The sequence below is a fragment of the Bdellovibrio sp. BCCA genome (assembly GCF_037996825.1).
Lineage (GTDB): Bacteria > Bdellovibrionota > Bdellovibrionia > Bdellovibrionales > Bdellovibrionaceae > Bdellovibrio.
Genome location: NZ_JBBNAC010000001.1, coordinates 2,962,722 through 2,987,190, shown reverse-complemented (window position 1 = coordinate 2,987,190; position 24,469 = coordinate 2,962,722). Strand labels below are relative to the sequence as shown.

The 24,469-nt window shown below is 45.1% G+C and carries 24 protein-coding genes; 17 read left to right on the top strand and 7 right to left on the bottom strand.

Going from position 1 to position 24,469, the window contains the following annotated elements; genetic code table 11:
* Positions 1-3: 3 nt before the first annotated feature.
* Together AAAA78_RS14510 and AAAA78_RS14505 are read left to right on the top strand one after the other, a co-directional pair.
* Complete coding sequence (locus AAAA78_RS14510) at positions 4-780, top strand: SDR family NAD(P)-dependent oxidoreductase (protein ID WP_340592752.1); 777 nt, start codon at positions 4-6, stop codon at positions 778-780.
* Positions 781-868: 88 nt separating this feature from the next.
* On the top strand, positions 869-1,684 hold the full coding sequence (locus tag AAAA78_RS14505) for a substrate-binding periplasmic protein (protein ID WP_340592751.1): 816 nt from the start codon (positions 869-871) through the stop codon (positions 1,682-1,684).
* On the opposite strand, the gene AAAA78_RS14500 is transcribed toward AAAA78_RS14505, so the two are convergent.
* Genes AAAA78_RS14500 through nadB form a run of 3 tightly spaced genes read right to left on the bottom strand, consistent with a single transcriptional unit; the run spans position 1,681 to position 4,766 of the window.
* On the bottom strand, positions 1,681-2,262 hold the full coding sequence (locus AAAA78_RS14500) for a hypothetical protein (RefSeq protein ID WP_340592750.1): 582 nt from the start codon (positions 2,260-2,262) through the stop codon (positions 1,681-1,683). The genes AAAA78_RS14505 and AAAA78_RS14500 overlap by 4 nt on opposite strands.
* Entirely contained in the window at positions 2,262-3,113 is an 852-nt protein-coding gene (locus tag AAAA78_RS14495; RefSeq protein ID WP_340592749.1) for an alpha/beta hydrolase, read from the bottom strand. The genes AAAA78_RS14500 and AAAA78_RS14495 overlap by 1 nt, the downstream gene beginning before the upstream one ends.
* Positions 3,114-3,152: 39 nt before the next feature.
* Positions 3,153-4,766: an L-aspartate oxidase gene (nadB, locus tag AAAA78_RS14490; protein ID WP_340592748.1), complete on the bottom strand. Its 1,614-nt coding sequence runs from the start codon at positions 4,764-4,766 to the stop codon at positions 3,153-3,155.
* A 184-nt stretch (positions 4,767-4,950) separates the two neighbouring features.
* Here nadB and AAAA78_RS14485 point away from each other — a divergent pair, with 184 nt between their 5' ends.
* From AAAA78_RS14485 to AAAA78_RS14435, 11 genes are read left to right on the top strand one after another with little or no spacing between them, the layout of a single operon-like run.
* Positions 4,951-7,224: a sensor histidine kinase gene (locus AAAA78_RS14485; RefSeq protein ID WP_340592747.1), complete on the top strand. Its 2,274-nt coding sequence runs from the start codon at positions 4,951-4,953 to the stop codon at positions 7,222-7,224.
* The gene (locus tag AAAA78_RS14480; RefSeq protein ID WP_340592746.1) at positions 7,225-8,718 is read left to right on the top strand and encodes a GGDEF domain-containing protein; all 1,494 of its coding nucleotides are present in this window, start codon (positions 7,225-7,227) and stop codon (positions 8,716-8,718) included.
* 27 nt (positions 8,719-8,745) lie between these two features.
* Positions 8,746-9,915 carry an alanine racemase gene (gene alr, locus AAAA78_RS14475; RefSeq protein ID WP_340592745.1) on the top strand — a complete coding sequence of 390 codons (1,170 nt, stop codon included), beginning with the start codon at positions 8,746-8,748 and terminating at the stop codon, positions 9,913-9,915.
* The gene (locus tag AAAA78_RS14470; RefSeq protein ID WP_295906137.1) at positions 9,915-10,745 is read left to right on the top strand and encodes an MlaE family ABC transporter permease; all 831 of its coding nucleotides are present in this window, start codon (positions 9,915-9,917) and stop codon (positions 10,743-10,745) included. Before alr ends, AAAA78_RS14470 begins: the two co-directional genes overlap by 1 nt.
* Positions 10,745-11,509, top strand: coding sequence for an ABC transporter ATP-binding protein (locus AAAA78_RS14465; RefSeq protein WP_295906139.1), 765 nt, complete (start codon positions 10,745-10,747; stop codon positions 11,507-11,509). Before AAAA78_RS14470 ends, AAAA78_RS14465 begins: the two co-directional genes overlap by 1 nt.
* On the top strand, positions 11,506-12,876 hold the full coding sequence (locus AAAA78_RS14460; RefSeq protein WP_295906141.1) for an MlaD family protein: 1,371 nt from the start codon (positions 11,506-11,508) through the stop codon (positions 12,874-12,876). Before AAAA78_RS14465 ends, AAAA78_RS14460 begins: the two co-directional genes overlap by 4 nt.
* Positions 12,877-12,878: 2 nt before the next feature.
* Positions 12,879-14,657: a tetratricopeptide repeat protein gene (locus tag AAAA78_RS14455; RefSeq protein ID WP_340592744.1), complete on the top strand. Its 1,779-nt coding sequence runs from the start codon at positions 12,879-12,881 to the stop codon at positions 14,655-14,657.
* Positions 14,657-15,352 carry a hypothetical protein gene (locus AAAA78_RS14450; protein ID WP_340593641.1) on the top strand — a complete coding sequence of 232 codons (696 nt, stop codon included), beginning with the start codon at positions 14,657-14,659 and terminating at the stop codon, positions 15,350-15,352. The genes AAAA78_RS14455 and AAAA78_RS14450 overlap by 1 nt, the downstream gene beginning before the upstream one ends.
* Positions 15,352-16,320 carry a 3'-5' exoribonuclease YhaM family protein gene (locus AAAA78_RS14445; RefSeq protein ID WP_340592742.1) on the top strand — a complete coding sequence of 323 codons (969 nt, stop codon included), beginning with the start codon at positions 15,352-15,354 and terminating at the stop codon, positions 16,318-16,320. Before AAAA78_RS14450 ends, AAAA78_RS14445 begins: the two co-directional genes overlap by 1 nt.
* Positions 16,313-16,819: a serine O-acetyltransferase EpsC gene (gene epsC, locus AAAA78_RS14440; protein WP_340592741.1), complete on the top strand. Its 507-nt coding sequence runs from the start codon at positions 16,313-16,315 to the stop codon at positions 16,817-16,819. The genes AAAA78_RS14445 and epsC overlap by 8 nt, the downstream gene beginning before the upstream one ends.
* Positions 16,820-16,836: 17 nt before the next feature.
* A complete protein-coding gene (locus AAAA78_RS14435; protein WP_340592740.1) occupies positions 16,837-17,274 on the top strand; it encodes an Mpo1 family 2-hydroxy fatty acid dioxygenase in 438 nt (145 codons plus the stop codon).
* A 310-nt stretch (positions 17,275-17,584) separates the two neighbouring features.
* Here AAAA78_RS14435 and AAAA78_RS14430 read toward each other — a convergent pair whose 3' ends face one another.
* Positions 17,585-17,944 (bottom strand): hypothetical protein, encoded by a 360-nt coding sequence (locus AAAA78_RS14430; protein WP_340592738.1) that lies wholly within the window; start codon positions 17,942-17,944, stop codon positions 17,585-17,587.
* A gap of 182 nt (positions 17,945-18,126) precedes the next feature.
* Here AAAA78_RS14430 and rpsD point away from each other — a divergent pair, with 182 nt between their 5' ends.
* The 4 genes from rpsD to AAAA78_RS14410 all read left to right on the top strand — a co-directional run bounded on the left by rpsD (position 18,127) and on the right by AAAA78_RS14410 (position 20,521).
* Positions 18,127-18,753 carry a 30S ribosomal protein S4 gene (rpsD, locus tag AAAA78_RS14425; RefSeq protein ID WP_340592737.1) on the top strand — a complete coding sequence of 209 codons (627 nt, stop codon included), beginning with the start codon at positions 18,127-18,129 and terminating at the stop codon, positions 18,751-18,753.
* Positions 18,753-18,971, top strand: coding sequence for a hypothetical protein (locus tag AAAA78_RS14420; protein ID WP_340592736.1), 219 nt, complete (start codon positions 18,753-18,755; stop codon positions 18,969-18,971). The genes rpsD and AAAA78_RS14420 overlap by 1 nt, the downstream gene beginning before the upstream one ends.
* Positions 18,972-19,052: 81 nt before the next feature.
* Positions 19,053-19,814 carry a TIGR02147 family protein gene (locus AAAA78_RS14415; protein ID WP_340592735.1) on the top strand — a complete coding sequence of 254 codons (762 nt, stop codon included), beginning with the start codon at positions 19,053-19,055 and terminating at the stop codon, positions 19,812-19,814.
* Positions 19,814-20,521: a hypothetical protein gene (locus AAAA78_RS14410; RefSeq protein ID WP_340592733.1), complete on the top strand. Its 708-nt coding sequence runs from the start codon at positions 19,814-19,816 to the stop codon at positions 20,519-20,521. The genes AAAA78_RS14415 and AAAA78_RS14410 overlap by 1 nt, the downstream gene beginning before the upstream one ends.
* 2 nt (positions 20,522-20,523) lie before the next feature.
* Here AAAA78_RS14410 and hrpB read toward each other — a convergent pair whose 3' ends face one another.
* Genes hrpB through AAAA78_RS14395 form a run of 3 tightly spaced genes read right to left on the bottom strand, consistent with a single transcriptional unit; the run spans position 20,524 to position 24,433 of the window.
* Complete coding sequence (hrpB, locus tag AAAA78_RS14405; RefSeq protein ID WP_340592731.1) at positions 20,524-23,049, bottom strand: ATP-dependent helicase HrpB; 2,526 nt, start codon at positions 23,047-23,049, stop codon at positions 20,524-20,526.
* Positions 23,049-23,705 (bottom strand): SAM-dependent methyltransferase, encoded by a 657-nt coding sequence (locus tag AAAA78_RS14400; RefSeq protein ID WP_340592729.1) that lies wholly within the window; start codon positions 23,703-23,705, stop codon positions 23,049-23,051. Before AAAA78_RS14400 ends, hrpB begins: the two co-directional genes overlap by 1 nt.
* Positions 23,705-24,433, bottom strand: coding sequence for an HAD family hydrolase (locus tag AAAA78_RS14395; protein ID WP_340592728.1), 729 nt, complete (start codon positions 24,431-24,433; stop codon positions 23,705-23,707). The genes AAAA78_RS14400 and AAAA78_RS14395 overlap by 1 nt, the downstream gene beginning before the upstream one ends.
* Between the last annotated feature and the right edge of the window lie 36 nt (positions 24,434-24,469).

Sequence of the window (24,469 nt, the reverse complement as noted above, 5' to 3'; positions counted from 1 at the left end):
ATCATGGAGATTGTAAATCGTCATGTCTTAGTAACTGGTGCCAGTCGTGGAATCGGTAAAGCTTTCGCAAAAATGTGTGCGGAAGATAAAGCTCATTTGCATTTGGTTTTAAGAAAATCCGATGGCGACATTATCAAAGAAATGGAAAACGCCGGTGCGAAATCAGTTACGGTGTGGGAAGCCGATCTTTCTACGCGTGGAGGAGTTGAAGATTTAGTTCAACGTCTGAAAGACACGCCTGTGGATATTTTGTTTAATAACGCCGGCATGCTCACGGGCGGTTTGATTGAAGATCAGCCCATGGATGATATTTATAAAATGTTGCAAGTAAATGTGAATGCGCTCATTCACCTTACCCACGGCGTTTTGCCAGGAATGTTGCAACGAAAGCGTGGGAAAATTATTAATAATTCCAGCGTTTCCGCTTTCATGCATTTTCCTTGCGCTTCCACATACGCTGCCTCCAAAGCCGCTGTCGCTGCTTTCACAGACTGCATTCGCATGGAGTTGAAAGACACGGGTGTGACAACGCTGCTTCTTGTAACTCCCGGAATTAAAACTCGTATGTTTGACGAAATTGAAACTCTTTATTCTAAAAATTTCCAAATTCCGAATGAAGCTATTTCACCGGCAAAATATGCGCAGATGATTCGTGATGCGATTCTTCATGATTTAGTCGACATGGAGCCTTCGGGACTAACGGGTGTCGGCTTAAAAATCGCTAAATTTGCGAAGCCTCTTTTTGAGATAGAAGTCGCTCGCCGCTTTAAAAGATCCTAGGCGAACATGCAAAATGTGAATCTTACTTTCCGGTAAGGGTGCTTTATTCTACTAAGCAATATTCCGAGAAAGAGGGCAAGGATCAACGATGTTATTCTTTCGCTCTCTTATCTTATTTTTATTTCTCGGTGTGCTTGCTCAGCAGGTACCGGCCCAGCTGCAAGAAAAAGGAACAAAGAACACTTGCGAAAGACGTTTTTTAGTAGGGCTGAATAATTTTGAGCCCTTTGCCTATAGAGAGAACGGCCGCCTTCAGGGGCTGGCTCACGACCTTATCGTGATCATTAAAGACAAAATGGGTTGTCAGTTTATCGAGTCGGAACTGCCAAGACCTTCTGCGGTTGATCAAATCAATCACGGCCGCGTCGACGTTCTGGCTTTGATGGTGAGATCGTCCGAATATGAAACGGGTGGAAATTTTATCCCATTTTATAACAGTCAGCGCGAATTGACCGTAGCAAAGAAAGTTTTCGCTCGTGGGAAAAAAATCGAAGACTATTTGAACGATGAAAAAATCAAATTTGCCTATATGATCGGCAATAGATCCGTGATCTCAGAAAGTGAAGAGACTCGTCTTTTGAAAGCCTCCCGTTTGGTGGGTGTTCCGACTCCGGATAATGCTTTTCGACTTTTAAAAGAAGGACGGGTGCAGGCCGTACTGTTTTCAGCGTTAGTGACTTCTTATCATACAAAGAAACAGAAGATGGAAGATCAGGTTGAAAAAGTCGTGGATCTTTCCAAAAAGGTCCAAGTTGGACTTTATCTTTCTAAGCGCCGTGTAAGTGCTGCTGAGAAGCAGTCTTTTGAAAAGGCTTTGGATGAAATGAAAAAAGACGGAAGTTTCCTTCGCGTCTTTTCAAAATACATGAGTGAAGAAGAAGCTCTTCACCGTTTACAAAACTAAGGTTTAAATTCAAGAACTCCGGAGCCTACGGCGCCCGTGATTGTCATCTTCAAAGGTTTGCCTTCGATAGAGCGCATAGGCACGGGGAAGATCACGGAATAAGGCGTGTAGAAGCGGTTGTGATAAGGGTAAAGCCCTTCGATCTCTGCCAACTGCAATTTGATTTTCTTCGCTTTGCCTTCATAGCGTTTGCCATCAACATCCAAGAAAATTTTCCACATCGTATTGGCTTTGAAAAGGTCGTCGTTTTTTCTTTCAGGAGTATAAAAGCTCAAGAAAACTTCTGTCTCTTTGCTAAGGCGATTTTCGTAATTCGTTTTTTCTTCTGCGAATCTTTTTTCATCCCATTGATAAAGCATCGAGCCTTGTTGCAATTGAGCCGCTGCCACTTCTGAGTTGATAACCGTCGCTTCCATATCCAAAGTATTGTAAAAACCAGAATAGCGGCGCACTTTATCTGAATGCTTTTCGATGATACTCATGTAGTCACCTGTCGTCGGCATTGTATGGCCGGCAGGAGTCACCTCATAAGAAGCACAAGCTGTTAGAACTAAAAAAAGACCCAAAAGATATTTCATTATTTAGACTCCAAAAAACCATCCAAGAACTTTTTGATATCGGCAAAAACGGTGTTGCGGATGATGTCGTTGATCAATTCGTGTTTTGCGTTGGGATAGATGTAAATCTCTTTTTGCGCGCTTCCTAGTTTATCATAGAAAGCTTTCGCTTCTGAAGAGCTCACCACTTCATCGTTTTCAGCAATAATAAATAATGCCGGTTTGGTGATGTGACTCGCGCGAGGGCGAACAAACTCAAATGAATCCAAGAAACCCAAGAACGCTCCTGGCGACACACGCGTGTGGCGAAGGGCATCTTGTTCAAATTCACGAATCACATCAGGATCGCGAGTGAGCATTTCGTTTTTAAGCTCATTTCCCATTGTGATTTGTGGAAGAATTTTATTAAAGATCGTTGCCGCTTTGGATTTGTACAGAGGAACTGGAACGGAAAGTCCTAAAAGCGGGGAACTGACAATCATGCCTGTGTAATCGATATCTGAATTGCGCAATAAAGTTTTTAATTCAATCAAGGCGCCCATCGAGTGACAGAACAAAATCACAGGTCCTTTGCGAACCTTTTCTTCTTTCATCACCATGTCTAAGAAGATTTTGTAATCGCGGCAATAGTCATCAAACTCCGCCACGTAACCACGACGTCCTTCAGAGCGACCGTGACCGCGCAAATCCCAAGCGTAAAAACTCCATTTGTCGTTTTCAAATGCTTGCACTAAGCGGCTGTAAGATTCCGAATGTTCACCGTGACCGTGAGTGATGATGATCGTTCCTTGCGCTTCGGGATTTTCCCAAAGTTGAAAGAACAAATTGATGTCTTGATAACCTTTAAAGAAACCTTCTGATCTTTTGTACATACTGAGTTTAGCTTGCCGTGAGTGCTCTCACGGCGCAAGTCAAATCAGGCCCCGGACCACGATTGTATCGTGAGGTTGCGGGCTCTTTTCTGGATAGTCGATGTTATAGTGAATGCCTCGCGATTCATGGCGGCGCAAGGCGCACTCCACGGATAAATCGGCCACAATGGCAATGTTACGCAACTCCAAAATGTCCGAATGGATTTTCATGTTGGAGTAATATTCTTTTGTTTCAGACAGAATATTTTTAAGACGGTGCTGTGCTCTTTCCAGACGTTTGTTAGAGCGAAGAATTCCCATGTAGTTCCACATCAAGCGGCGAATCTCGTCCCACATGTGATTAATAACGATCATCTCATCATCATTGGATTCTTGCGGATGAGTCCAGGGCTTCGGTTCTTTTTTGAAAAATTCGTAACTAGCCCAGTGAGTTTTGATTTCTTCAGAGCAGTTGTGCGCCATCGTCAAACATTCCAAAAGTGAGTTGGAGGCCAAACGATTTGCGCCGTGAAGACCCGTGCATGCCGTTTCACCAATAGCCCACAAGCCTGGAACATCGGTGCGTCCATTCAAATCGGTCATCACTCCGCCGCACAGGTAATGAGCTGCGGGAACCACCGGAATAGGTTGCACACTCATGTCGATGCCGTACTCAAGACATTTATTAAAGATGGTCGGGAAACGATTTTTTAAAAACTCACGATCAAGTTTTGTCATGTCCAGGTAGACACACTCCGCACCGGTTTTTTTCATCTCGTTATCGATTGAACGAGCGACGACATCACGAGGCGCTAGCGAGCCGAGCTTGTGATACTTCGACATAAAAGCATTGCCTTTGCTGTCGATAAGAACGCCGCCTTCGCCGCGCAAAGCTTCTGAAATTAGGAAATTGCGAGACTCACGATGGAAAAGGCAAGTAGGATGGAATTGCATGAACTCCAAGTTCGCAATGCGTGCACCCACTCTGTAGGCCATCGCTATTCCATCACCGGTCGCGCCACTCCAATTGGAAGTGTAAAGATAAACTTTGCCAGCACCACCGGTCGCAAGAATGGTGTTCTTTGCTAAAAATGTATGCACCTCGTTATCATTTTTGTTGAGGGCATAACAACCGATGCATTGAACAGGATCCATGTCCTCAGCGTCGACTTCTTTGTTCACAATCAAGTCGATTGCGTAGAAACGCTCCATCAAAACAATGTTTGGATTTTCGCGAACGCGAGCCAAAAGAGTGCGATGAATTTCCAAGCCCGTTTGGTCTTCAAAGTGAAGAATGCGACGGAAGCTGTGTCCGCCTTCGCGCGTCAAATCAATTTCGTTAGTTTCCTCAGATCCGCGTTTGCGAACGTCAAAATGAACGCCCCAGTTTATCAAATCTTGAATGCGATCAGGGGCTTGCTCGACGTAGTTCCTGACGACAGTTTCTTTGCAGAGGCCAGCACCGGCCACCAAAGTATCCTGAATGTGAGACTCAAAACTGTCTTCCTCCGACATCACCGCCGAGATCCCGCCTTGGGCCATCGCGGAGTTCGTTCCTCCCGCAGTTTCTTTCGCAAGAATAATCACTTTTCCTTGCGAGGAAAGTTTGAGGGCCAAAGCCAGCCCGGCAGTGCCGGAACCAATAATCAAAACATCGGAACGATGAGTACTCATAGTGACGATCTTCTACTCCTTTTAATGGCATTTGCAAAGGACTCTTACTTGCATCTTATCACTTTCTAAAACTACAATAATATCAATGGGGTCGGTTTGTTGAGGCAGATCAAGAAGAGCTGCTTCAGCCTACGCGCATGGGCGCTACGGCACTGCCGGCCTCCGCCGCGGAGGGACTCGTTTAATGAAAGTAAAACTCATCGCCGTTTTAGTTGCCGTTGCAGCCGTATTTATTGGCGCAGTTTTATGGCGCACAGACAGCTTTGTGTATGGCGACCGGATGAGTTGGGTGGAAGCGCAAACGCGCACTCAGCTTGGTGCCATGAACCGCTCTTTAGCAACAGAACTTAAATCTTTGCAAAGAGTTGTTTCTACTTTCAGTGCGGATAATTTCCAAAAAGGAAAATTGAATTGGAATTCATTGGCGCCTTACTATGCGGCGGCGTCTTTTTCCGTGAGTGGTTCAAATCTTGAGCCGCAAGTTTTATTAACAAAAGAAAATTCTAAAGCGGCAAATTGGACAAAAGAGTTTGTAAAATCCGCAGTGGGTTCCATCGCGGGGCGCACTTCTGATTTGCGTTTTTACGTAAAACCTTTTCAAGATTCTCAACACGGTCGCTATGTGGCTTTGGTTTTCTTAGAGGGAAACAAAGCTTACGCCCTTATTGGCTCTGGCGAAGTTTTTCAATCTTTGATTGATGCACAAAGAGGTGCTTTGAGTTCTTTTTCGATTGTTACATCCACAGGTCTGACGGTCGGTCACTCGGTGCCTGAATACTTGGGAACGGTGATGCGTGACGATCCTGTTTTCAAAGATGCTCAACAAAGTGGTTCTTCGCATGGAAGCAACACTTACAAATTGAAAAGCGGTGATCTTTACGGAATGTATGAAATGGTTCCGCAAAGTAATTTGTTAGTTCTAAGTTCAGCGCCTTTAAATGAAACTATGAAAGGCCGCACAGGTCTTTGGTGGCAGTTCTTGCTCATGGGATGCGGTTTGGCTCTTGTTGGAATCGCGGGCTCTTTGCTCATCATCGTTCCTACGGAAAAGCAAATCGACAAGCTTGAAACGGAACTTGCGGAAGCCAAAGCAAAGCCAGCAGCTCCGGCAATTCCAGAAAAAGTCGTCGCTCTTGATCCTGAAGTGGCGCAAAAAGAAAAAGTGGAAGCGTCCATGCGTGTGGCTTCAGCGTTGGCCCATGAAATGCGCGGACCTTTGGCTTCCATTCTTGGTTATTCGCAAATGATTCTTGCCAAAGAACCAGGTGAAGATGTCACGCAAAGCACGGATTCGATCATCCGTGAAACAAGAGCGGCCCGTGGAATTCTTGACAAACTTTTGGGATACGCGGGCGAAGAAGTGAAAGAAAAGAATTCCATGAAAGTGGAAGGCCCGTTGGTGAAAGCGCTGAAAAGTCTGGAGCCACTCTTCGCTCAAAAAGGCGTGAAGCTTACGAAAAACATTCAAGACACTTCAGCAATTGATCTTCACGTCGATGCGATCATTCGTGCCATGACAAACATTCTGCAAAACTCTGTGGAAGCCATGGAACGAATGGCGAAAAAAGAAGTGAAAGTGGACTTGTTTGAAGATGCTGAAGGCATTCACATGGTGATTGAAGATTCCGGTGAAGGCATTGAGGCTGCGAACGTAGAAAAAATCTTTGATCCTTTCTTTACGACTCGTTCTTTCCATAATCACATGGGCTTAGGTCTTTCAGTGGCGTTTGGAATTTTAAAAGAACACGACGCCGAAGTTCGTGTGGAGTCGCAGCGTGGTCAGGGAACGAAGATGATCGTGCTCTTTAGAAAACTTCAAACTCAAGCTGTATTAAAAGCGCCGGAAGTAAAGGAAGAAGTAGTGATGATTTCTCCAGAGTTGCCTCAGTTGAAAGAAGAATCTGTTCATCGCGAAGAGGCGGAATTCCAGTTTGCCGAAGTGCGCGCACAAACACCGCCTCCATCGCCATTGGATGTGAACATCGACAATCTTTTAGAGCTTCCAGAAGCAACACCTGTTCATGACGCTGTTGAAACATCAGAACCGGAAACAGAAATGCCAACGGTTGTTGCGGCAGCTCCTGTCGTAGAAGCGCCTGCGGAGCCAGTGAAGCCAAATATTCCTCCACCGCCGAAAAAATCAGAGCCTGTGAGTTTGTTTAACGATGATGAATTAACGTTCATTGATGGATTCTTAGGAGAGGCACCAAAAGCCAAAGCGGCTCCGGCTCCTGTCGTTCAAGTTGTAGAAACGCCTGTTGTTGAAGAAGTGACGGCGGCACCAGTGGTTGCTGCGGCTGAAGGCTTGGGAACTCCAACGAGTGCGGAACTTGCCGCGATGGATGATGAACTAACTCCGGTGAATTTCATTGCTCCACCTAAAGGACCCGCGAAACAAAAAACTTCGAAGTTAGATGGTTATCACGTTGAGATTCGTCGACCTGGAAAGAGGATTTAATTGAATATTCGCGATTATAGTTCTCAGTTTACAGTTTATGTATTCACCACAGACGTGGATCTGGGGGCCTCTGCGAAAGTGTATCTTTCGCAAGCCGGATATGATGCTTATTACTTTCAAGATCCCGAAACTTTAGAACAAAGACTGCGAGAAAACCCTCCGCATCTTCTGGTATTTTCAACGGCGGCGTTGGCCGGATCATTAAGCGACTTTGTAACTCTGGTTCAGGAAATCAATGATGAGATTCGTTTCATCGCGATTTCTTCTGTGGGTCAGTTTGATATTTTAGCTCAGTACAACAGCCACGGTTTTGTCGATGTAATTTCCGATGAAAAAGCGGCTTTAGAGTCGCGCATTGTTTGGTCTGTCGATCGTGCCTGTGAAAAAATTTACCTGACTTATCAAAACGAGCAGCTTTTTGACGATCTCAATGCCACGAAAGAAAAAATGGAAGAGATTCATTCCGCAGCTGTCACGAGCATGAAGAAAGTGGAAGCCGAAAAAGTCGTGACTCCATCCATCGCGATGCGAATCACGGAGTATCGTACCGCTCAAAGCAAAGAAGACCTGATTCAAAAATATTTGAATCACCTTCAAGCAGGTACACTTTGCGTGTTCTTTAAATTCCTTCCTTCCGTGCGCTCCTTTGTGGCGACACATGCGCAAGGAATTCCAGCATCTGATATTCAAGGTGTCGGTGTTCAGCTTGAATCAAACGACATGAAAGATCTCAGCGCGCAAATGGCGATGGGTCTTTTGCCGGCGCGTTTTTCAGATATGCTTATTGAGGCTTTCAAATTCAATCCTCCGAAAGCTTTGCCTTTGTATGCGCATAATGCTTTGGAAGGCCTCTTTGTTTATTCGGGCAGTTTAACCTCGGGTGAAATTGCCACTCTCAATGAAGAATTCACTTTGATGTCTCTTTGTTACGTGAATTTCGCTTTGGAGAAAAAAGTAGACTCGTTGGAAGTTCAAGACTTCGTCACTGAACTCTACAATCGCAATTACTATCACAAAGTCTTGGGTGATGAAGTGTCGCGTGCGCGTCGCTTGAAGCAACCGATCTCGGTTGTGAAAGTGGCCCTGGACGATATTTATGAGATTGAGTCGTCTTTAGGAGAAGCGGTGAAAGATGAGTTGCTAAAATCAGTCGCAACGATCATCACTAAGACTAGCAGAACCAACGATGTGACTTGTCGAACGGCGGCCAATGAAATGGCGATGATCTTGCCTCACTGTCCGAAGAAGGGCGCTGCCTTACGTGCAGAACGCCTGCGCCGAATTATCGAAGGCACGTCGTTTATGGATAATGGAATGAAAGTTTCTATCAGCCTGGGAATCAGTGAGTATCCGTCTCTTTGCGATTCAGCGAAGACGTTGGATGAGTCAGCGACCAAAGCGTTGTTGCACATCACTGACAAAGGCGGAAATAAAATCTGTCTCTACAAGGCGCCTGAAACTCACCGACCTGAGTTTGAAGTTCCTGCAGAGTAGACAGCATAAACGGGAAATTAGATTTTAATGGAAATGTACCGTCGCACTTTTGCGGAAATTAATTTAGATCATTTAGCGCACAATGTTCGTGTGCTGCAGGAAGCATTTCCGAATAGATTCCTTTGTCCCATGGTCAAGGCCAATGCCTACGGACATGGTGACGCGCAATTGGCACTTTTTCTGGAAAAAAAAGGAATCAAACACCTGGGCGTGTGTTTGATCGAAGAAGGTCTTTTGCTTCGTGATTCTGGAGTGAAGGCTGAGATTTTGATCTTTCGCGGCTTTGATAGCGAGGGTGCAGAAAAAATTATTCAATACGGTATGACTCCGGTGGTGAGCACTTGGGAACATATCGAGCACCTTGAAGCTGTGGCGGCTTCACCTGTTGGCATTCACTTAAAATTTGATACGGGCATGAATCGTTTGGGATTCCGTCCGGAAGAAGCACAAAAACTTTTTGAGCGTTTGTGGCAGAATAAAAAAATCCGTTTGAAAGCTCTTGTGACTCATTTGTTTAACGGCGAAGACGCCGTTTCTGAAAAAGGGCACAGTGCTGAACAACTTCTTAAGCTTCATCACGTAAGCGAAGTTTTTAAACCGTTCGATATCTTCAGTCATTCCCTCAATAGCGCCGGAATTCTGAGTTTACTTGCTTTGCAAAAAAAGAGCGTTCCCGAGAACCATCCTTTGGTATTGCAAGAGTGGGGAATGCGACCGGGCCTGATGATTTACGGCTATAATCCATTAGCAGACAAAAACATCTGTGATTTAAAACCTGTGATGAGTTTGAAATCGCAAGTGGGAACTTACCGTCAAATCAAAACCGGAGAAACTGTTTCCTACAGCGGCACATGGAAAGCGCAAAGAGACTCTGTGATTGCTGTTGTGCCTATCGGTTATGCAGACGGTTACCACCGCATTCTTTCCAATCAAGGACACGTGCTCTTTGCAGGGCAACGCGTACCAGTGGTTGGAAATATTTGTATGGACTATCTGATGTTGGATGTGACAGATGTGGTGCAGGGAAAAGATCTCAAAGATTTTAAAGACCAGGAAGTCACACTATTTGGTTTTGGGTCCGATGGAAATTTTCTTTCACCTGAAGAGCTCGCTCAACAGGCAAAGACCATCACTTGGGAAATGCTCACAAGTGTCGGTGAAAGAGTGCCGCGTATTTATACCGGGGAGAAGGCGTAGTGGAAACTGCATCACACAATATATTCAGCTTTATTTCGGGAGTCGGCGCCTTTGCCTTGAAAATGACCCGCGGTGTGATCACTGAGACGGGGCGTGTGGTTTTATTTTTTAACGAAAGTGTGCGTTTGATTTTCGCAAAGCCGTCACGCTTTCCTGAAATCATTCGTCATATGGAATTCGTCGGCAATCAATCCATCGGTATTATTTGTCTGACGGGAATTTTCACAGGGTTGGCTTTGTCGTTCCAACTTTATTTGGGCTTTAAACTCTTCAATGCCGTGAACATGGTGGGCCCCACAGTGGCTCTGGGTATCACGCGTGAATTGGGACCGGTTTTGACAGGTCTTATTGTTGCTGCACGCGCAGGTGGTGCGATGGCGGCACGTTTGGGAACCATGCGCGTAAATGAACAAATCGATGCGCTTGACGTCATGGGTGTGAATACAAAACAGTATTTGATCTCTCCACGTATTGTCGCGGCTGTGATTTGCATGCCTTTGCTCGTTGCGGTTTTTGACTTCGTTGCGATGCTGGGAAGTTATTTTCTTTGTGTGAAACTCGTGCAACTTGACGAAGCCGTGTTCTGGCAAAAGATCGCGGATTTTATCGAGGTCAAACACATCAACGAAGGTCTTTTCAAAGGCATGGTCTTTGGAATTTACTTCGCAGTGATTTGCACCTTCCGTGGTTTTAATACGACGGGCGGAGCAAAAGGTGTGGGTGATGCCACAAACCAAGGCGTCGTGCAAAGCATGGTCGGTATCATTATTCTTGATTACTTCGTAACCAACTTGATTCGTTTCTACTACAACGTGATGGGAATTTCGTGATGAGTGTTGAATCCGCAGTCTCACTTCGTGACGTAAAAAAATCTTTCGATGGAGGAAAAGAGTTCATCCTTAAAGGGATCAACTTGGAAATTCCCAAGGGAAGTTTGACGGCGATCATCGGTTTTTCCGGAACCGGAAAAAGCGTGATGCTGAAACACTTGCTCGGTCTTTTCAAGCCGACGTCGGGCACAGTGGAAGTTTTAGGAACTGACATCAGTAAATTGTCTGAAGACGAATTGACGAAATTCCGCTGCAACTTCGGAGTTCTTTTTCAATCGGCCGCTTTGTTTGACGATATGACCGTTCTTGAAAATGTTTGTTTTCCTCTTTTTGAGCACCGTCGTGATTTGAAAGAGGCACAGGTCCTTCGTATAGCGGAAGAAAAACTTCTGCAAGTCGGTTTGGAGGCCAAACATTTTAACAAACTACCAAGCCAGATTTCCGGGGGAATGCAGAAGAGAACCGGTCTAGCTCGAGCTCTCGCCCTAGATCCAGAAATCTTGATCTATGATGAGCCGACCACGGGTTTAGATCCCATTCTGACGGAAATGGTGGATAATTTGATTCTGAGTACGCACAAATTAAGAGAAGGCACGACGTCTATCATGGTGTCCCATGACTTAGCCGCCGCGTTTAGGATTGCCGACCATATTGCGATGTTAGATAGTGGCCGGGTTCTATTATTTGGTACTCCAGAGGATTTCTTTAACACGGACATCGAGCTGGTAAAGAAATTCGTGAATAAAGGGATGAAACATCAATGAATTGGCTTCGCGCTGCAGAGTTTAAAGTAGGTGTCTTAGTGATCGTGGTAGGATCTTTGATCGCTATCATGTCCATGCGAGTGAGCGATGATCCATCCTATCTTGGTCGTTCAAAAAAAGCCTGGTTCCTTCTTCCCAATGCCGGTGGTCTTGTTAAAAACTCCGCAGTTCGTTCTGCAGGTATCCCGGTCGGTGTGATTAAAAACATCACTCTTCAAGATGGCAAAGCCCGTATTGATATCACTGTTAAATCCGATGTTGCTTTGACGACATCAGCATCTGTTGAAGTCAAAGCGCAAGGGATCTTGGGCGACAAGCACGTCGAAGTTTATCCGGGCTCACCAACAGATCCTCCTTTAGAAGACAACGCGCAGATCTTAACCGTGAAAGACGGCGGGTCTTTGGATAACTTGATGACTCAAGTTTCTGAAGTGACAACATCACTGAAAGAAGTCGCAAAAAATCTTCAAGAGGCGACTTCCGAAGACGGAACCCGTAAACATATCTTAGGTCGTATCGTTAAGAATATCGAAACACTCACGGGCGATCTGGCTCAGATGACAACCGAGAACAAAGATAAAATCGGTGACATCGTTGACGACGTTCACAGCATCACGACATCTCTTAAAGAAGTTATGAATGACAAGAGCGAAACAGGTTTGAAAGAAACTTGGAAGCGCTTGTCGAACTCAGTTAAAAACCTGGACGAGATCACCTCTAAAATCAACAAAGGTGAAGGCGCTATCGGTAAGCTTGTCAGCGATGAGCAAACAGCCGAAAACGTATCTTCAGCCATTGACGGTCTTAGCGGAATGCTTGATACCGCGACAAGAATCCAAACCGCATTTGATTTCAGAGCGGAATACTTAGGTGATGTTGGTAAAACGAAATCTTATATCGGGGTGCAAATCCAACCGGGTCTAGATCGTTATTACTATATCGCTGTGGTGGATGACCCAGCCGGTGTGGTTGAAACGACTCGCACACAGGTGACAGGAACGGGCGGCGGTGCTCCTTCTGATTACACGGAAGTTAAAACTTATCAGAACAAAATCAAATTCACGGTGCTCTTTGCGAAGAACTTTTGGGATCTTACGCTTAAAGGTGGTTTGATCGAGAACTCCGGTGGATTTGGTATTGATTACTTCTTCTTCCGTCGCAAATTGAAATTCACGATGGAAGCTTTCGACTTTAGTAAAACAAATGTCCGAAGCTCTCTTTCTTATACTTTGTATCGCGGTATTTACATTACCGGCGGTATCAATGATGCCTTCGATAAAGCGAATGCAAGATCCGGTTATTTGGGCGCGGGACTTTTCCTTACGAACGACGATCTTAAACTTCTCTTAACGAAGGCACCATTCTAAGTATGACAGCGGATGTAGGCAGCACCGAGAAAAATTGGTTGGTTAAATCCTCAACAAGGATTCTCGGTCCGTTTACGTTAGCTGAAGTCACGGAACATCTTCGCACAAAACAAATCTCCATCATTGATGAAGTTCGTCTGCCGGAAGGGCGTTGGAGTTATATCCGCGAAAACAAACTTTTCATGGATATCGTAAAAAACATCCGTGAAGAGCAAGATTCTCACTCTGAACAAACCATGACTCAGTCGATTGCCCAACACACGGCGATCACTCGCACTGACGTCATTCATATGACGGATGATTTAACGCCGACACCAGTGCCTCCGAATTTGGATCTGACTCCGCCACCAGTGCAACGTGATACGATGAAAGACGTGACACCAATGGTGGAGCCTCTAAGCACTCGTTCGGTCGCGGCACCAGCGGCTGCAAAAAGTTACGGGGCAACAGGAGATACGCGTCTTCAAGGAAAGCTTCGTCAGAAATCTAACGTTCTTCGTTGGAGCATGATTGTGGCGGCCATTGCGGTAGCCGGTGTTGTGATCTTTGGACTTTCGCAAAAAGATAAAAAGAAAAGCATGGGTTATGACGAACTCATGAATCAGGCGATTCGCTATAAAACTTTGGGGCTTTACGAAAAGTCTTTGCAGGCTTATCTCAAGGCCACAAAACTTAAAGAACCCGACGCGGAATCTCAGGTGCAAATGGCGTCTGTACTTATTTCTGAAGACCGTCAAAGTTTGATGGGACGAAGAATTTTGGAGCGGGCCCTTGTCCAGGAAGGTCGCAGTCGTGCGGAGATCGTAGATGCTTATCTGGGCATCGCCGTTTCTTACATGATGGACGGGGATCTAAAACAAGCCGAAGATACTTTGCAAAAAGCTATTGGTCATGAGCCCTTCAACGTTTCAGCGTTGTTGAATCTTGCGATCATTCAGCAGAAAAAAGGAAATTATGGCGAGGCCATGCGTGATTTCGATGCGATTTATCGCAAGAATCCGCAATCTGTTTTGGCTCTTTTTGGTCGCGCTCTTTCAACTGTTGAGTATGCAAAAGCGAATTCAGACTCCAATGCTCTTCAATCTCTGATTCGCGATATTAAAGCCAACGTTCAAAAAACAGGTTATTTGCGCCAAGAACTCTTGTTGTTTGTGGTTTATGCGCAAAGTATTTTGGGCGATGTCGATGGCGTAAATCAATCGGTCGTTCAATTTCTTAATCAAATGCCGGGACAAGCGCGCAACTACACGCATCCTTTGCATGTGGAGTGGCGTTTCACTCAGTGGGATTATCTAGAGAAATATTGCGCGGAAGTTTATCAAAAACAAAATCCGCATCCGGAACTAAAAGCTTTGCGTGCCGTGTGTTTAATGGAAGTCAATCGTGACTCTGATGCCGCCAAACTTTTGCAAGAGGCTTTGGCTGAAGCACCGAAAGATCCTTATGTGCTCGCAACTCAAGCCAGTTACCTGGCGAAAATCGGCCGTCTTCCCGAGGCGACAACGATATTAAAAATGCCGGAGTTGCAAACGCTGTCGGTAAAGAATCTTTTGTTAGGCGATATCTGTATTAATACTCAAGATATCACTTGTGCACAAAATGCTTACACGCAAGTTTACAATCAAGATCCAAAGAATGCCGTTGCTCTTTATGGTTTGGCTTGGGTGGTAATGCGTAACAACGATCGCACGAAAGCGTACGACTATGTCCGCGCAGGTCTGCAATCGGAACCTAACTTCTTACCGTTATTAGAGTTGAGGGATCAACTGGAGTACGAGTGATGAACTTGTTGCCTATAAGCCTTTTGCTCTTGGTCTTAGGTGGCTGTACGGGAAGTCCTGGATATCACGTCGAAGAATACCAAGAAATCAAATTTGAAGACTTAGCAGAAGATATCAAAATCCCAGCGAAGGCTTGGGACGCTCTTGAATTTAAATCCGCAGGTGGGCACGAAGAGGCCGCTCCTTCCGCAGGTGGGGAGCATGGTGCTCCAGCCGGAGGAGAACACTCTTCAACGAAGAATTTATTATTCTCTGAAGTCACAGTCTTTCTGGTCCAAAAAAATCCCGGCATTGTTGAAGGTGAAGCCGTTAAGATTCTTCTGCCAAAAGGCGGTGGCACGATTGATCTTTCTCGCTTTATCACAGGACAAAGAGGATCCTTCTACGTCGGTTTTGAATTTCCGGCCTTTGAAAAAGCCACTGCGAAAAAAGTTTTGTTTGTCAGCGGCACTCGCAAAAGAAGAATTGAGCAAAAAATCTTCGGTGCGGGTTGCAATCAGTTTTTCGATATCACTGATCGTTTCATGAAAGAAATGAAAGGCGAAGGTTTGAAAGTCAACACGACTCAAGAACGCTATTTAAGTGTTTTGGGTGGGACGTTTTTATTTTCAGCTCAACAAGGCAGTGACATTCACGTTGCGCAAGTGACGTTTAAAAACTCTCAGTACACGCCGCTTTTTTGTGAGGTGCCCTAATGGAAAGACAAAGTATTCACAGTCTTAAAGACAAAGACACTGTTGATTCTTGTTACCTCGTGAAAGAAAAAACAGTGGGGGTTGGCAAAAATGGCCGTCCCTTCATGGGCCTGCAGCTTGGAGATTCTTCAGGAAGCATTGATGCGCGTCTGTGGGATCGCGTGGATGAACTTGCCCGAGAATTTGAAGTTGGCGACGTTTTAAAAATCAAAGGCCAAGTGCAAATTTTCCAGAACCGCAAACAATTGATCGTGCATCGTCTGGAGCGTGTGGATTCTGCGACAGTGAATTTTGAAGATTTTATTCCTAAAGCTTCTAAGAATACCGAAGACATGATGGTCGAATTGCTACAAATGGTGCGCACAATGAAAAACGATCATTTGCGCCAGCTTGTTCTCGACACTTTGGAAGATCCTGAAATTCGTCCGATGATGCTCAAAGCTCCGGCGGCAAAATCCATTCACCATGCGTGGCTTGGTGGATTATTAGAGCATATCTTGTCGATTTCCAAAATCATGGATTTCATGGGTACACATTATCCGTTTTTGAATCGCGATCTGTTGCTCTTTGGCGGAATTTTTCACGATATCGGAAAACTGTGGGAGCTTTCCTACGACAATGGCATCTCTTACACCGATCGTGGCCGTTTGATCGGACATATGCAGATCGCGTGTGAATTGATAGATAAAAAGGCGTCTCGCATTTTGGGATTTAACGAAGAACTGCGTGACATTTGTAAGCATATTATCCTAAGTCATCATGGAAAGTTGGAATATGGTTCTCCGAAGAGACCTAAATTCCTGGAAGCCATGGTTGTTGCCATGGTGGATGATTTCGACAGCAAAGTGAGCACCCTAAAAACAATTGTCGATGCCGAGCGTGGTTCGGGTGAAAAGTGGTCTCGCTACAATGAACTTTTTGATAGGTACTTCCTGCTTGAAGACCTAAATGAGAAACTCAATGATTGATCGTATCCTGGAACTTCTGCGCACTTATAAAAACTATGACCCGGCGGCGAAATCTTTAATCGAGATCGCTGTTTTGTATCCAGGACCGAAGGCTTTGTTCTGTCATAGAATCGCGCATGCTCTTTATAAAAATCATTGGTATTTCCTCGCGCGATTGGTGGCAGAAATCTCTCGTTTGCTCACGGGCATTGAACTTCATCCAGGCGCCACTGTGGGAAAACGTCTCGTAATTGATCACGGCATGGGTGTGGTGATTGGTGAAACTGCGGTCATCGGTGATGATTGTATTATCTTTCACGGTGTGACTTTGGGCGGACTCAAATTTGATCCGGTGAAACGTCATCCCACTGTAGGCAATAAAGTTTTGATTGGAACGGGTGCGAAAGTTCTAGGTCCGATCACAGTCGGTGACGGTGCGATGATTGGTGCCAATGCCGTTGTCGTCAGAGACGTCCCACCAGGTGCAACGATGGTGGGACCGCTAGCCGTGCAAAAATAAAAACACGCGAGGTAAAAATGAAAACACTGGAGCAATGGTTTGCAGAATATGGTGAAAGCCATCAGCATCCCACAAATCAGTGGATTCATAAGATTTGCGTGCCTCTGATTTTCTTTTCCATCGTCGGTCTTTTGATTTTAATTCCGTACAGTTTGGGACCTTTGCGTGTCGGTGAAATCCTGATTGCCATCGCTTTAGGGTGGTATTTTACTTTGGGACCCAAGCCTTTCGTCGTGATGTTGGCACAATTGGCGATATGTTATGTCCTTTTTTATGCACTCCGCCAAGTGGCAGATCCACTAGTTCCGCTCATCGTTATATTTGTTCTGGCCTGGATCGGGCAGTTTTATGGGCACAAGGTTGAAGGGAAAAAGCCTTCATTTTTCAAAGACTTACAGTATCTGCTCGTCGGACCCTTGTGGGTCGTGAAGTTCCTATTTAAAGGCCGATTTTGATTCTCAACCCGTTTTCATAACTCAATACTAATATTAAAATCGTCGCTTGCTGCCCTGCTTCTCTGAGAGAATAGCTGGAGTTCTTAATCTAGCACGAAAGGAGTTCGGCTATGAAGCAGACAGAAACAATCCCGACGGCTCCAACAACGAACACACATCAAGAGAGCACAGGAACAACTGCTCCTGTTCGTAAACGCAACCGCCGTCGCCGTCTACCGAGCTGGTAAACGGCTAGGTCACTGTAACATCAGCTTTCTCTATAGCTTTCTCTATGCAAGGCAAAGATAAGTCTGATGTTACAGCGCCCTTTTTAATAAAGAGGCGCCTCTTCACATTGAGCGTCGGCTGTGAAGTTCACTTGTCCGATAGTTCCAAAGATTTCCCAGCCTTCTTGTTGGCGAGTCAAATAGCGTTCCGCCATATCATCAGCAGGCAGAGCAATCCAACCTTCATTGTAATCTTCAGAATCAATTTCAAGAGATTGAACTTCCCCTTTTGGAGAAGTCAAAACCAACTCTAAAGAGAATTTTTTTGCAGGGTCTTCGTAAGTGCGAACAATCGCGGAAGTGATATCGTCTTGATCGATATTTTTGCAGTTAAGAAGAACTTCAGAAGCCGCCATCGCTTTGAAACCGAAAAGAACAGTGGCAAGTGCAACAAATGTTTTCATCGTCATTTCCTTTGTTGGGGCGGGTTCTAACAAAGCTCTCTGTTACTTTCAACTTGTTTTCACTCTCATTTTCCTTTCATTCGGTTTTCTTCATACTTTCATTTCATCTAAAAAATCAGGAAACTCTGTTCTTTCTTTCAAGAGGCTTTTAAATCGTCTAACGACATTTGAAGGATCAGATTATGAAAAGAAAAGGCAAGACAGCGCGATTTAAAAGACAAAGACGACTTCTCACGGAACTTCCCGGTATGGGAAAAGCGGGTGCGTTGGAAAGACGCCCTTATCCTCCGGGTCAGCACGGCTTACAGCGCCGTAAGTATTCCGAATTCGCATTGCAATTGGAAGAAAAACAAAAACTTCGCTTCCACTATGGAATTCGCGAAGAGCAGTTTCGCCGCATGATTGTGAAAGCAAAAAAATCCGCTGCAACAAACTGGGTAGAAGCATTAGTCAACCTTTTGGAAAAACGTTTGGACAATGTTGTGTTTCGCTTGGGATTTGCTACGAGTATTTCCGCCGCAAAACAATTGGTGTCGCATGGAAAAGTTTTGGTGAACGGAAAGAAAGTAAACATCGCATCGCAAATCATTCGCGTGGGTGACAAGATCACTTTAAAACCGGAAGCCTACGAAAACCAAGTCTACATGCAGGCCAAACAAACTCCACGTTTGCCTTTGCCGACATTCATGATGAAAGAAGAAATCGGCGGTAAAGAAGAAGGTCGTTTGACGGATGAGCCGAATTTAGAAGCCGTGCCGTTTGCCTTCGAACCGGGACTTGTTATCGGTTACTACTCAATGAGGGGCTAATGAAAACTTCTAAGTTCATCGAAGCAGAGCAAATTGCTTTCGAAGAAGTGACGACGGATTGGGTGACTTTAAAACTCGGCGACGAAAAGTTCGTGATCGACGTGGATACTTTGTACGATCTGGCTTTTCGGAGTGCCGCGTTTCTTTCTTACCTTGAAAGTCGAGAAGAACAGCAAGCCTCCTGCGCTTGTGAAAATTCAGAACTGAAAGTTCATTGAGTCGCTTAAAGAAAGCCGGAAAAGTGTTCCCAAACGAGTCTGAAACATTGGAACGCGGATCTAATAAAAATAAAAATAGATATGGTCGAAAATCATTCGTCACTTTCTATTTTTCTTCAAGACGTTCTCGAGACGCGCCGTTTGCGTAATCCCAAATATTCTATGCGCGCTTTTGCCAGGGACTTAGGACTTTCCCCGGGACGTCTTTCTGATCTTCTTTCGGGCAGGCGTTTACCGGGTAAAGAACTGCGAAGTCGAATCGTCAATGCCCTCAAAATGTCCGAAGACGAATCAAAACAGTTTCTCAATCTGATTGAAAAACAAAAACTTTTGGTCGACGAAAAAGGGGACGCTCACCAACTGAGTGAAGACGAATTTGCTTTGATCGCGGATTGGGAAAATTACGCGGTCATGATGCTCATGGGAACTCATGATTTTAGATCTCACGAGCCGTGGATGGCAGAGCGTTTGGGAATCTCTGAATCGCGAATTCGCAAGGCTTTGGAGCGTTTGCATAGACTGAATTTAATTAAACTTGAAAAAGGATTGTGGGAAAGAACCCATCACCGCGTTACTACGACGCACGACGTGCCTTCACAGATTCTGCGGGAATCGCACAGGCAGATTTTAGAGCAGGCCATTGCGTCTTTAATGCAAGATGATCCGGCTATCCGCGATATTACATCTATTACGATCCCTTCCGACCCTGAAAAAATCCCGGAGGCGAAAAAAATCATCCGCGACTTCAGAAGAAAGATGACAAGGCTTCTTACCGAAGGTAGGTCTACGGAAGTTTATAATTTAAACATTCAATTGGTTCCGGTTACCAAGGTGAGGACGTAGTGCGTTTTTTAAGCTCAGTCATGGCAGTAGGTTTGGTGCTCTGGGGTGCTTTTGTTTGCGCTGACCCTAATGACTGGGCAGAGCGTGGTAACGGTGGGGACGTGATCGTGTGTCCACAATCGCCTCTTGGCAATCTTATGTATGACGCTTATGAAGCGGAAGTGCGTTACCAATTTAAGTTGATCTTTCCGGATCTGGAAGAACCTGAATGGCCTGATACGGGTGCTCCGAATTATGGTGATGAAATGTCTTTGGATTTCAGTCTGAAAATTGCCAAGGAACTGGTCCAGCGTATCGAAACGCAAGATCCCGTGCGCGCACAAAGATATTTTCAGTGGTTAGCGGAATTTAAAAACGACACACGCTTCTTACCTGAGGTGGAGTTGTTTGATATTCCTGACACAGGAATCGGTTTTATTCCGCCGCAATGCTCATTACATCAGCTCATCATTCAACGAACGCCTAAATTCCCTCAAGACCGTCGCTACATGGTGGCTTTGGATTATTGGCAGTGGATGCAACCCGAACAGCAAGCCGCCGCGATTTTACATGAAATTATTTACCGTGACTTGGCGGAGTCCAAAGCGTGGACGGGAACTTCAGAACCCGCACGTTATTTCAATGCTTTGATTCTTTCAGATGCTATTGGGCAAATGTCTCACGTTGAATATTTAAATATCACTCGCCGTATTTTTAACGGCAATTAAGACTAATTTCTACGGCGGCCTTTGGCTTCGGGAACTCCATCTGCTGGATCTTCGGGCCACTGATGCTTCGGATACTTGATTCGCAATTCTTTGCGAATCTCAGGATAACCGTTCTTCCAAAAACTTTCTAAGCTTGAGGTCACTTGCACCGGACGGAAATTCGGTCCCAAAAGATGCAGAGTCACGGGGATTTTTCCAAAATAAACTTTGGGAGTTTCCATCATGCCGAAAACTTCCTGGATGCGAACTTCCAGGTAGGGATTTTTATCAGAAGGGTAGATGACGGGGATTTTACTGCCGCTGGGAACTTCGATTTTCTCGGGAATTTCTTTTTTTAGTGTTTTAACAACATCACTTGGAAAAACGTTTTCAAAGAAAAAGACCAAATCTTTTTCCATCACCGTTTGCATTTTCTTTTCGCCTAATGACGCTTGCGTAAGAGCCTCTAGTTTCAAAGCTTCAAGATCTAAGTTCTGCGGCTCTTGGCGTTCTAAAAATTCAAAACGAGTCCACCAATGAGCAAGTTTTTCATTGGCCTTTAAGACAAGATCAAATTTATCGCTCAAAATCTGTGGAAGTTTTTCAGCAATTTCTTCGCTCGAAGCTGGAGTCAGTGTGGGTTCATCCAAAGGAAGTCCATGCAAAGAGCGATATTCGCGTGTGAAAAACTGTCCTTTTTCCTCAATGAATGTGACGTCGCGAGTTTTTTCGATTTTCTCTTTAAAGTTTTGCAAAATAAAATCTTTATCAAAACCGCAAGCCAAACTCACGATTGTTTCTGCGTCGGAACTTCCTTCGACGCCGTTAAGTGCAACAAAGAATTCCGACGTTTTCACCAGGCTTTCGGTTTGCAGTTTCACACCGCGACCGCCCACCATCAAAGCGCGTTCCGATTTTCCGCGACGACGGCACAGACGGTCGGCATAGGCTTTAAGTAGGATCTTTTTTGTAAGGGTCAAAGAATCTTCGTTGGAAGGTGCCGTTTGCGGTCCTAGTTTTTTCGCAAGGTCGGCGATTTGTCTTGCAGACTGATCTACGGTTTGCAGAGAGTAAAAAGAGGCTTCTCTTGGCGCTTTTTTATCGCGACGGAAGTGATGGAGCACTTCAAGGCGTGCCGCTAGATCATTTTCAAACTGATCGCCAATAAAATTGGCCACGGCTTCGCGCTTGAGAATATCTCGTTCTTGCAGAAGAGCTGCCATCTCTGAGGCAAGCTCGGTGGTTCCCATTTCCATTCCCACAAGCATAAGCTTTGCCAGGCGTACGGGGAGAGGGAAGTGGAGAATCTTTTTGCCAAGATCGGTGATTTTATTTTCGTTGCTAATTGCTCCCGCAATTCTTAAGAAGCGAACAGCATTTTGCAAAGCCACTGCCGGAGGTTTTTCAAACCAGCTAAAGGCTTCAAAGTCTGTGACACCTTGAGCGCTTAAGAACAGCAAACTTTCGGTAAGATCAATTCTTTGAATTTCAGCGATGTCGCTTTTATTGAATGACAGCTCATCCATTTTATTCCACAGGCGATAGCAAACACCCGGAAACTGACGTGCGGCTCGGCCCGCTCTTTGAATCGCGCTTGATAAACTGATACGGCCTAGTTCCAGGCGAGAAAATCCTGTGCGGTGATCTTGCTTCATATTTTTTGCAAGACCCGAATCGATAACCGTGTTCACACCATCTAAGGTTACCGAGGATTCAGCGATATTGGTCGAAAGAATAATTCTTTGTCGTGCGGATTTTTGCAGGGCTTTTCTTTGATCTTCCAGATTTAAAGAGCCATGCAATGGCACGATCTCGATATTTCTACTGTCGGCCCATCCTTGCAACGTATTTTGCGCGCGATCAATTTCACCAACGCCGGGAAGAAAGATCAAAATATCTTTGTCTGTTTGTGCTTGAGCTTCTTTTATCGTTTGCAAAAGGGTTTCGTAAAAAGACGGCAGCGTTTGGAGAAGCTGGGAACCTTTTTGATATCGCACATCCAATTCGAATAACTTTCCGGGTACGCTCACGACGGGACAGTGTCCAAGATAGTCGGCGATCTTTTCCGCTTCGAGTGTGGCTGACATCACAAGAATTTTAATATCCCGGCCAAGCTCCTGCAGTTCCCGTAAAAGTCCCAGCGCCAAATCAACGTGCATGGATCTTTCATGAAACTCATCCAGAATCACAAGATCCACGTCGGAAAGTTCAGGGTCTTGAATCATCTGTCTTGCTAATAAGGCTTCCGTCATAAAAATCAGACGGGTCTCTGGTGAAGTTTTATTTGCAAAACGAACTTGGTAACCGACTTCGCGACCGACTTGCCAACCTTGTTCTTCAGCGATGCGATGGGCGGCGGCGATAGCCGCCATTCTGCGCGGTTCAAGCACGATGACTTTTTTAGCCGTTACTTTTAGAAGGGCGGGGGGAAGTCTTGTTGTTTTACCCGCACCCGGTGCTGCCGTGATAACAAGATTCGTTCCCTTTTTGAGTTGTTCCTCAATCGCAGGAGTGAAGTCATCAATGGGAAGCGAGATCAAATTCGACATTATGCGGGATAAATAAGAAGCATGAACTCCGCTTTATCGAAACGAAGTCCGGAAATAAGTTTATCGATAGACCCTTCAAGAACGGCTTCATCTTCTTGAGACAGATTTAAAGTTAATAAAAATTTTCTGTGTGAGAAATGCTCTTTCATATCGTTGAGAGTCTTCTTCAAACGATAGGGAGTATCCATCACGATAATAGCGCGTTTTTCTTTGGTAAGTTCTTTTAAAGCCTTGGCGCGGGATTCTGTTTCTGCAGGTAAAAATCCGCGGAAGACAAACTCATCTAAACGCTGGCCGCTTAAGGAAAGAAGTCCCATCAAGGCAGAAGCGCCCAAAGCTGATTTTACAGGAACGTTCTTTTGGCGGCAGAGTCTAACAAGATCAGCTCCTGGATCACAAAACCCCGGAGTTCCACAGTCCGTCACTAAAGCCACATTCTTTTCCGCACACAAAGGAACCAAAGCCGCTTTGTCGTCAGGTGTGGAATGTTCATCTAAAACTTCGTAAGTCTTTCCTGTGATCCCATGAGCGCGCAAAAGTTTTGAAGCTTCCTTGGTGCTTTCGCAGATCACAACATCACAAGATTTTAAAATTTCTAACGCACGCAATGTGATTTCCGTTGTGTCGCCGATAGGGGTCGCAACCAGATAAAGCATTAGGATTCCTTTTGCGAAAGCAGAAAGTTCATAATACGAGGAAGGTCCTCGGGTGGTTCTGCTTTTCCTGCATGAGTGCTTTCAAAGAAAATCATTTCAACGTGAGGGCAGAACTGCATAAGATGGTGTAAATTCACCGGTTCATTTTCAAAGAAATAAATTTTGGCGTAGTCTTTCTTTTCGGCTTCGACAAAATAATCGGTTTTGAATTGGGCATCATCCATACTTCGATGCGGTTTTAAAACCAGTTTTGCACGCTCATGAAGAGGAAATCCCCATTGATGTAAAATCTCGACGGACCCAGTTCCCATTCTTTCCACGTCGCGACCCGTGAGATACACGATCTCAGCCTTCGCTCGATCTACGGCTTGAACAAACTCAATCGCGCCCTCGTAGGGGTTGTCGAATTGAAGATAATGGTTTGAGAAGAAATGTTTTTGCCAATACTCGCGAACAGCTTCTTGAAACTCAGGATGATGGCCATCAAGTCCAGCTCTTTGCAAAGCATTTTGAATGCCCCAATCCGTGCGCATAGTTTTGATTTTATTAAAAAGAGCGACCTGTTCAGGAAAGCGTTTTTGGTTGATGGGGGCGGCGGCGAAGTCGAGAAGAATTCGTTCTACGCGAGGACTGACATCAAAAAGAGTGGAGTCCAAATCAAAGACCACAAGGCTCTTTTTACCTTGTTTTGTGAGGTCCTGAATATTAACAAGAATCTGACTTAACATAACCATCCTGCACTCAGCGCCATCTAGCCATACAAG

Bases quoted from the DNA above. Each gene is read 5' to 3' on its own strand.
- AAAA78_RS14510 (WP_340592752.1), top strand. From the start codon at position 4: ATGGAGATTGTAAATCGTCATGTCTTAGTAACTGGTGCCAGTCGTGGA.
- AAAA78_RS14505 (WP_340592751.1), top strand. From the start codon at position 869: ATGTTATTCTTTCGCTCTCTTATCTTATTTTTATTTCTCGGTGTGCTT.
- AAAA78_RS14500 (WP_340592750.1), bottom strand. From the start codon at position 2,262: ATGAAATATCTTTTGGGTCTTTTTTTAGTTCTAACAGCTTGTGCTTCT.
- AAAA78_RS14495 (WP_340592749.1), bottom strand. From the start codon at position 3,113: ATGTACAAAAGATCAGAAGGTTTCTTTAAAGGTTATCAAGACATCAAT.
- nadB (WP_340592748.1), bottom strand. From the start codon at position 4,766: ATGAGTACTCATCGTTCCGATGTTTTGATTATTGGTTCCGGCACTGCC.
- AAAA78_RS14485 (WP_340592747.1), top strand. From the start codon at position 4,951: ATGAAAGTAAAACTCATCGCCGTTTTAGTTGCCGTTGCAGCCGTATTT.
- alr (WP_340592745.1), top strand. From the start codon at position 8,746: ATGGAAATGTACCGTCGCACTTTTGCGGAAATTAATTTAGATCATTTA.
- AAAA78_RS14465 (WP_295906139.1), top strand. From the start codon at position 10,745: ATGAGTGTTGAATCCGCAGTCTCACTTCGTGACGTAAAAAAATCTTTC.
- AAAA78_RS14460 (WP_295906141.1), top strand. From the start codon at position 11,506: ATGAATTGGCTTCGCGCTGCAGAGTTTAAAGTAGGTGTCTTAGTGATC.
- AAAA78_RS14455 (WP_340592744.1), top strand. From the start codon at position 12,879: ATGACAGCGGATGTAGGCAGCACCGAGAAAAATTGGTTGGTTAAATCC.
- AAAA78_RS14450 (WP_340593641.1), top strand. From the start codon at position 14,657: ATGAACTTGTTGCCTATAAGCCTTTTGCTCTTGGTCTTAGGTGGCTGT.
- AAAA78_RS14445 (WP_340592742.1), top strand. From the start codon at position 15,352: ATGGAAAGACAAAGTATTCACAGTCTTAAAGACAAAGACACTGTTGAT.
- epsC (WP_340592741.1), top strand. From the start codon at position 16,313: ATGATTGATCGTATCCTGGAACTTCTGCGCACTTATAAAAACTATGAC.
- AAAA78_RS14435 (WP_340592740.1), top strand. From the start codon at position 16,837: ATGAAAACACTGGAGCAATGGTTTGCAGAATATGGTGAAAGCCATCAG.
- AAAA78_RS14430 (WP_340592738.1), bottom strand. From the start codon at position 17,944: ATGAAAACATTTGTTGCACTTGCCACTGTTCTTTTCGGTTTCAAAGCG.
- rpsD (WP_340592737.1), top strand. From the start codon at position 18,127: ATGAAAAGAAAAGGCAAGACAGCGCGATTTAAAAGACAAAGACGACTT.
- AAAA78_RS14420 (WP_340592736.1), top strand. From the start codon at position 18,753: ATGAAAACTTCTAAGTTCATCGAAGCAGAGCAAATTGCTTTCGAAGAA.
- AAAA78_RS14415 (WP_340592735.1), top strand. From the start codon at position 19,053: ATGGTCGAAAATCATTCGTCACTTTCTATTTTTCTTCAAGACGTTCTC.
- hrpB (WP_340592731.1), bottom strand. From the start codon at position 23,049: ATGTCGAATTTGATCTCGCTTCCCATTGATGACTTCACTCCTGCGATT.
- AAAA78_RS14400 (WP_340592729.1), bottom strand. From the start codon at position 23,705: ATGCTTTATCTGGTTGCGACCCCTATCGGCGACACAACGGAAATCACA.
- AAAA78_RS14395 (WP_340592728.1), bottom strand. From the start codon at position 24,433: ATGTTAAGTCAGATTCTTGTTAATATTCAGGACCTCACAAAACAAGGT.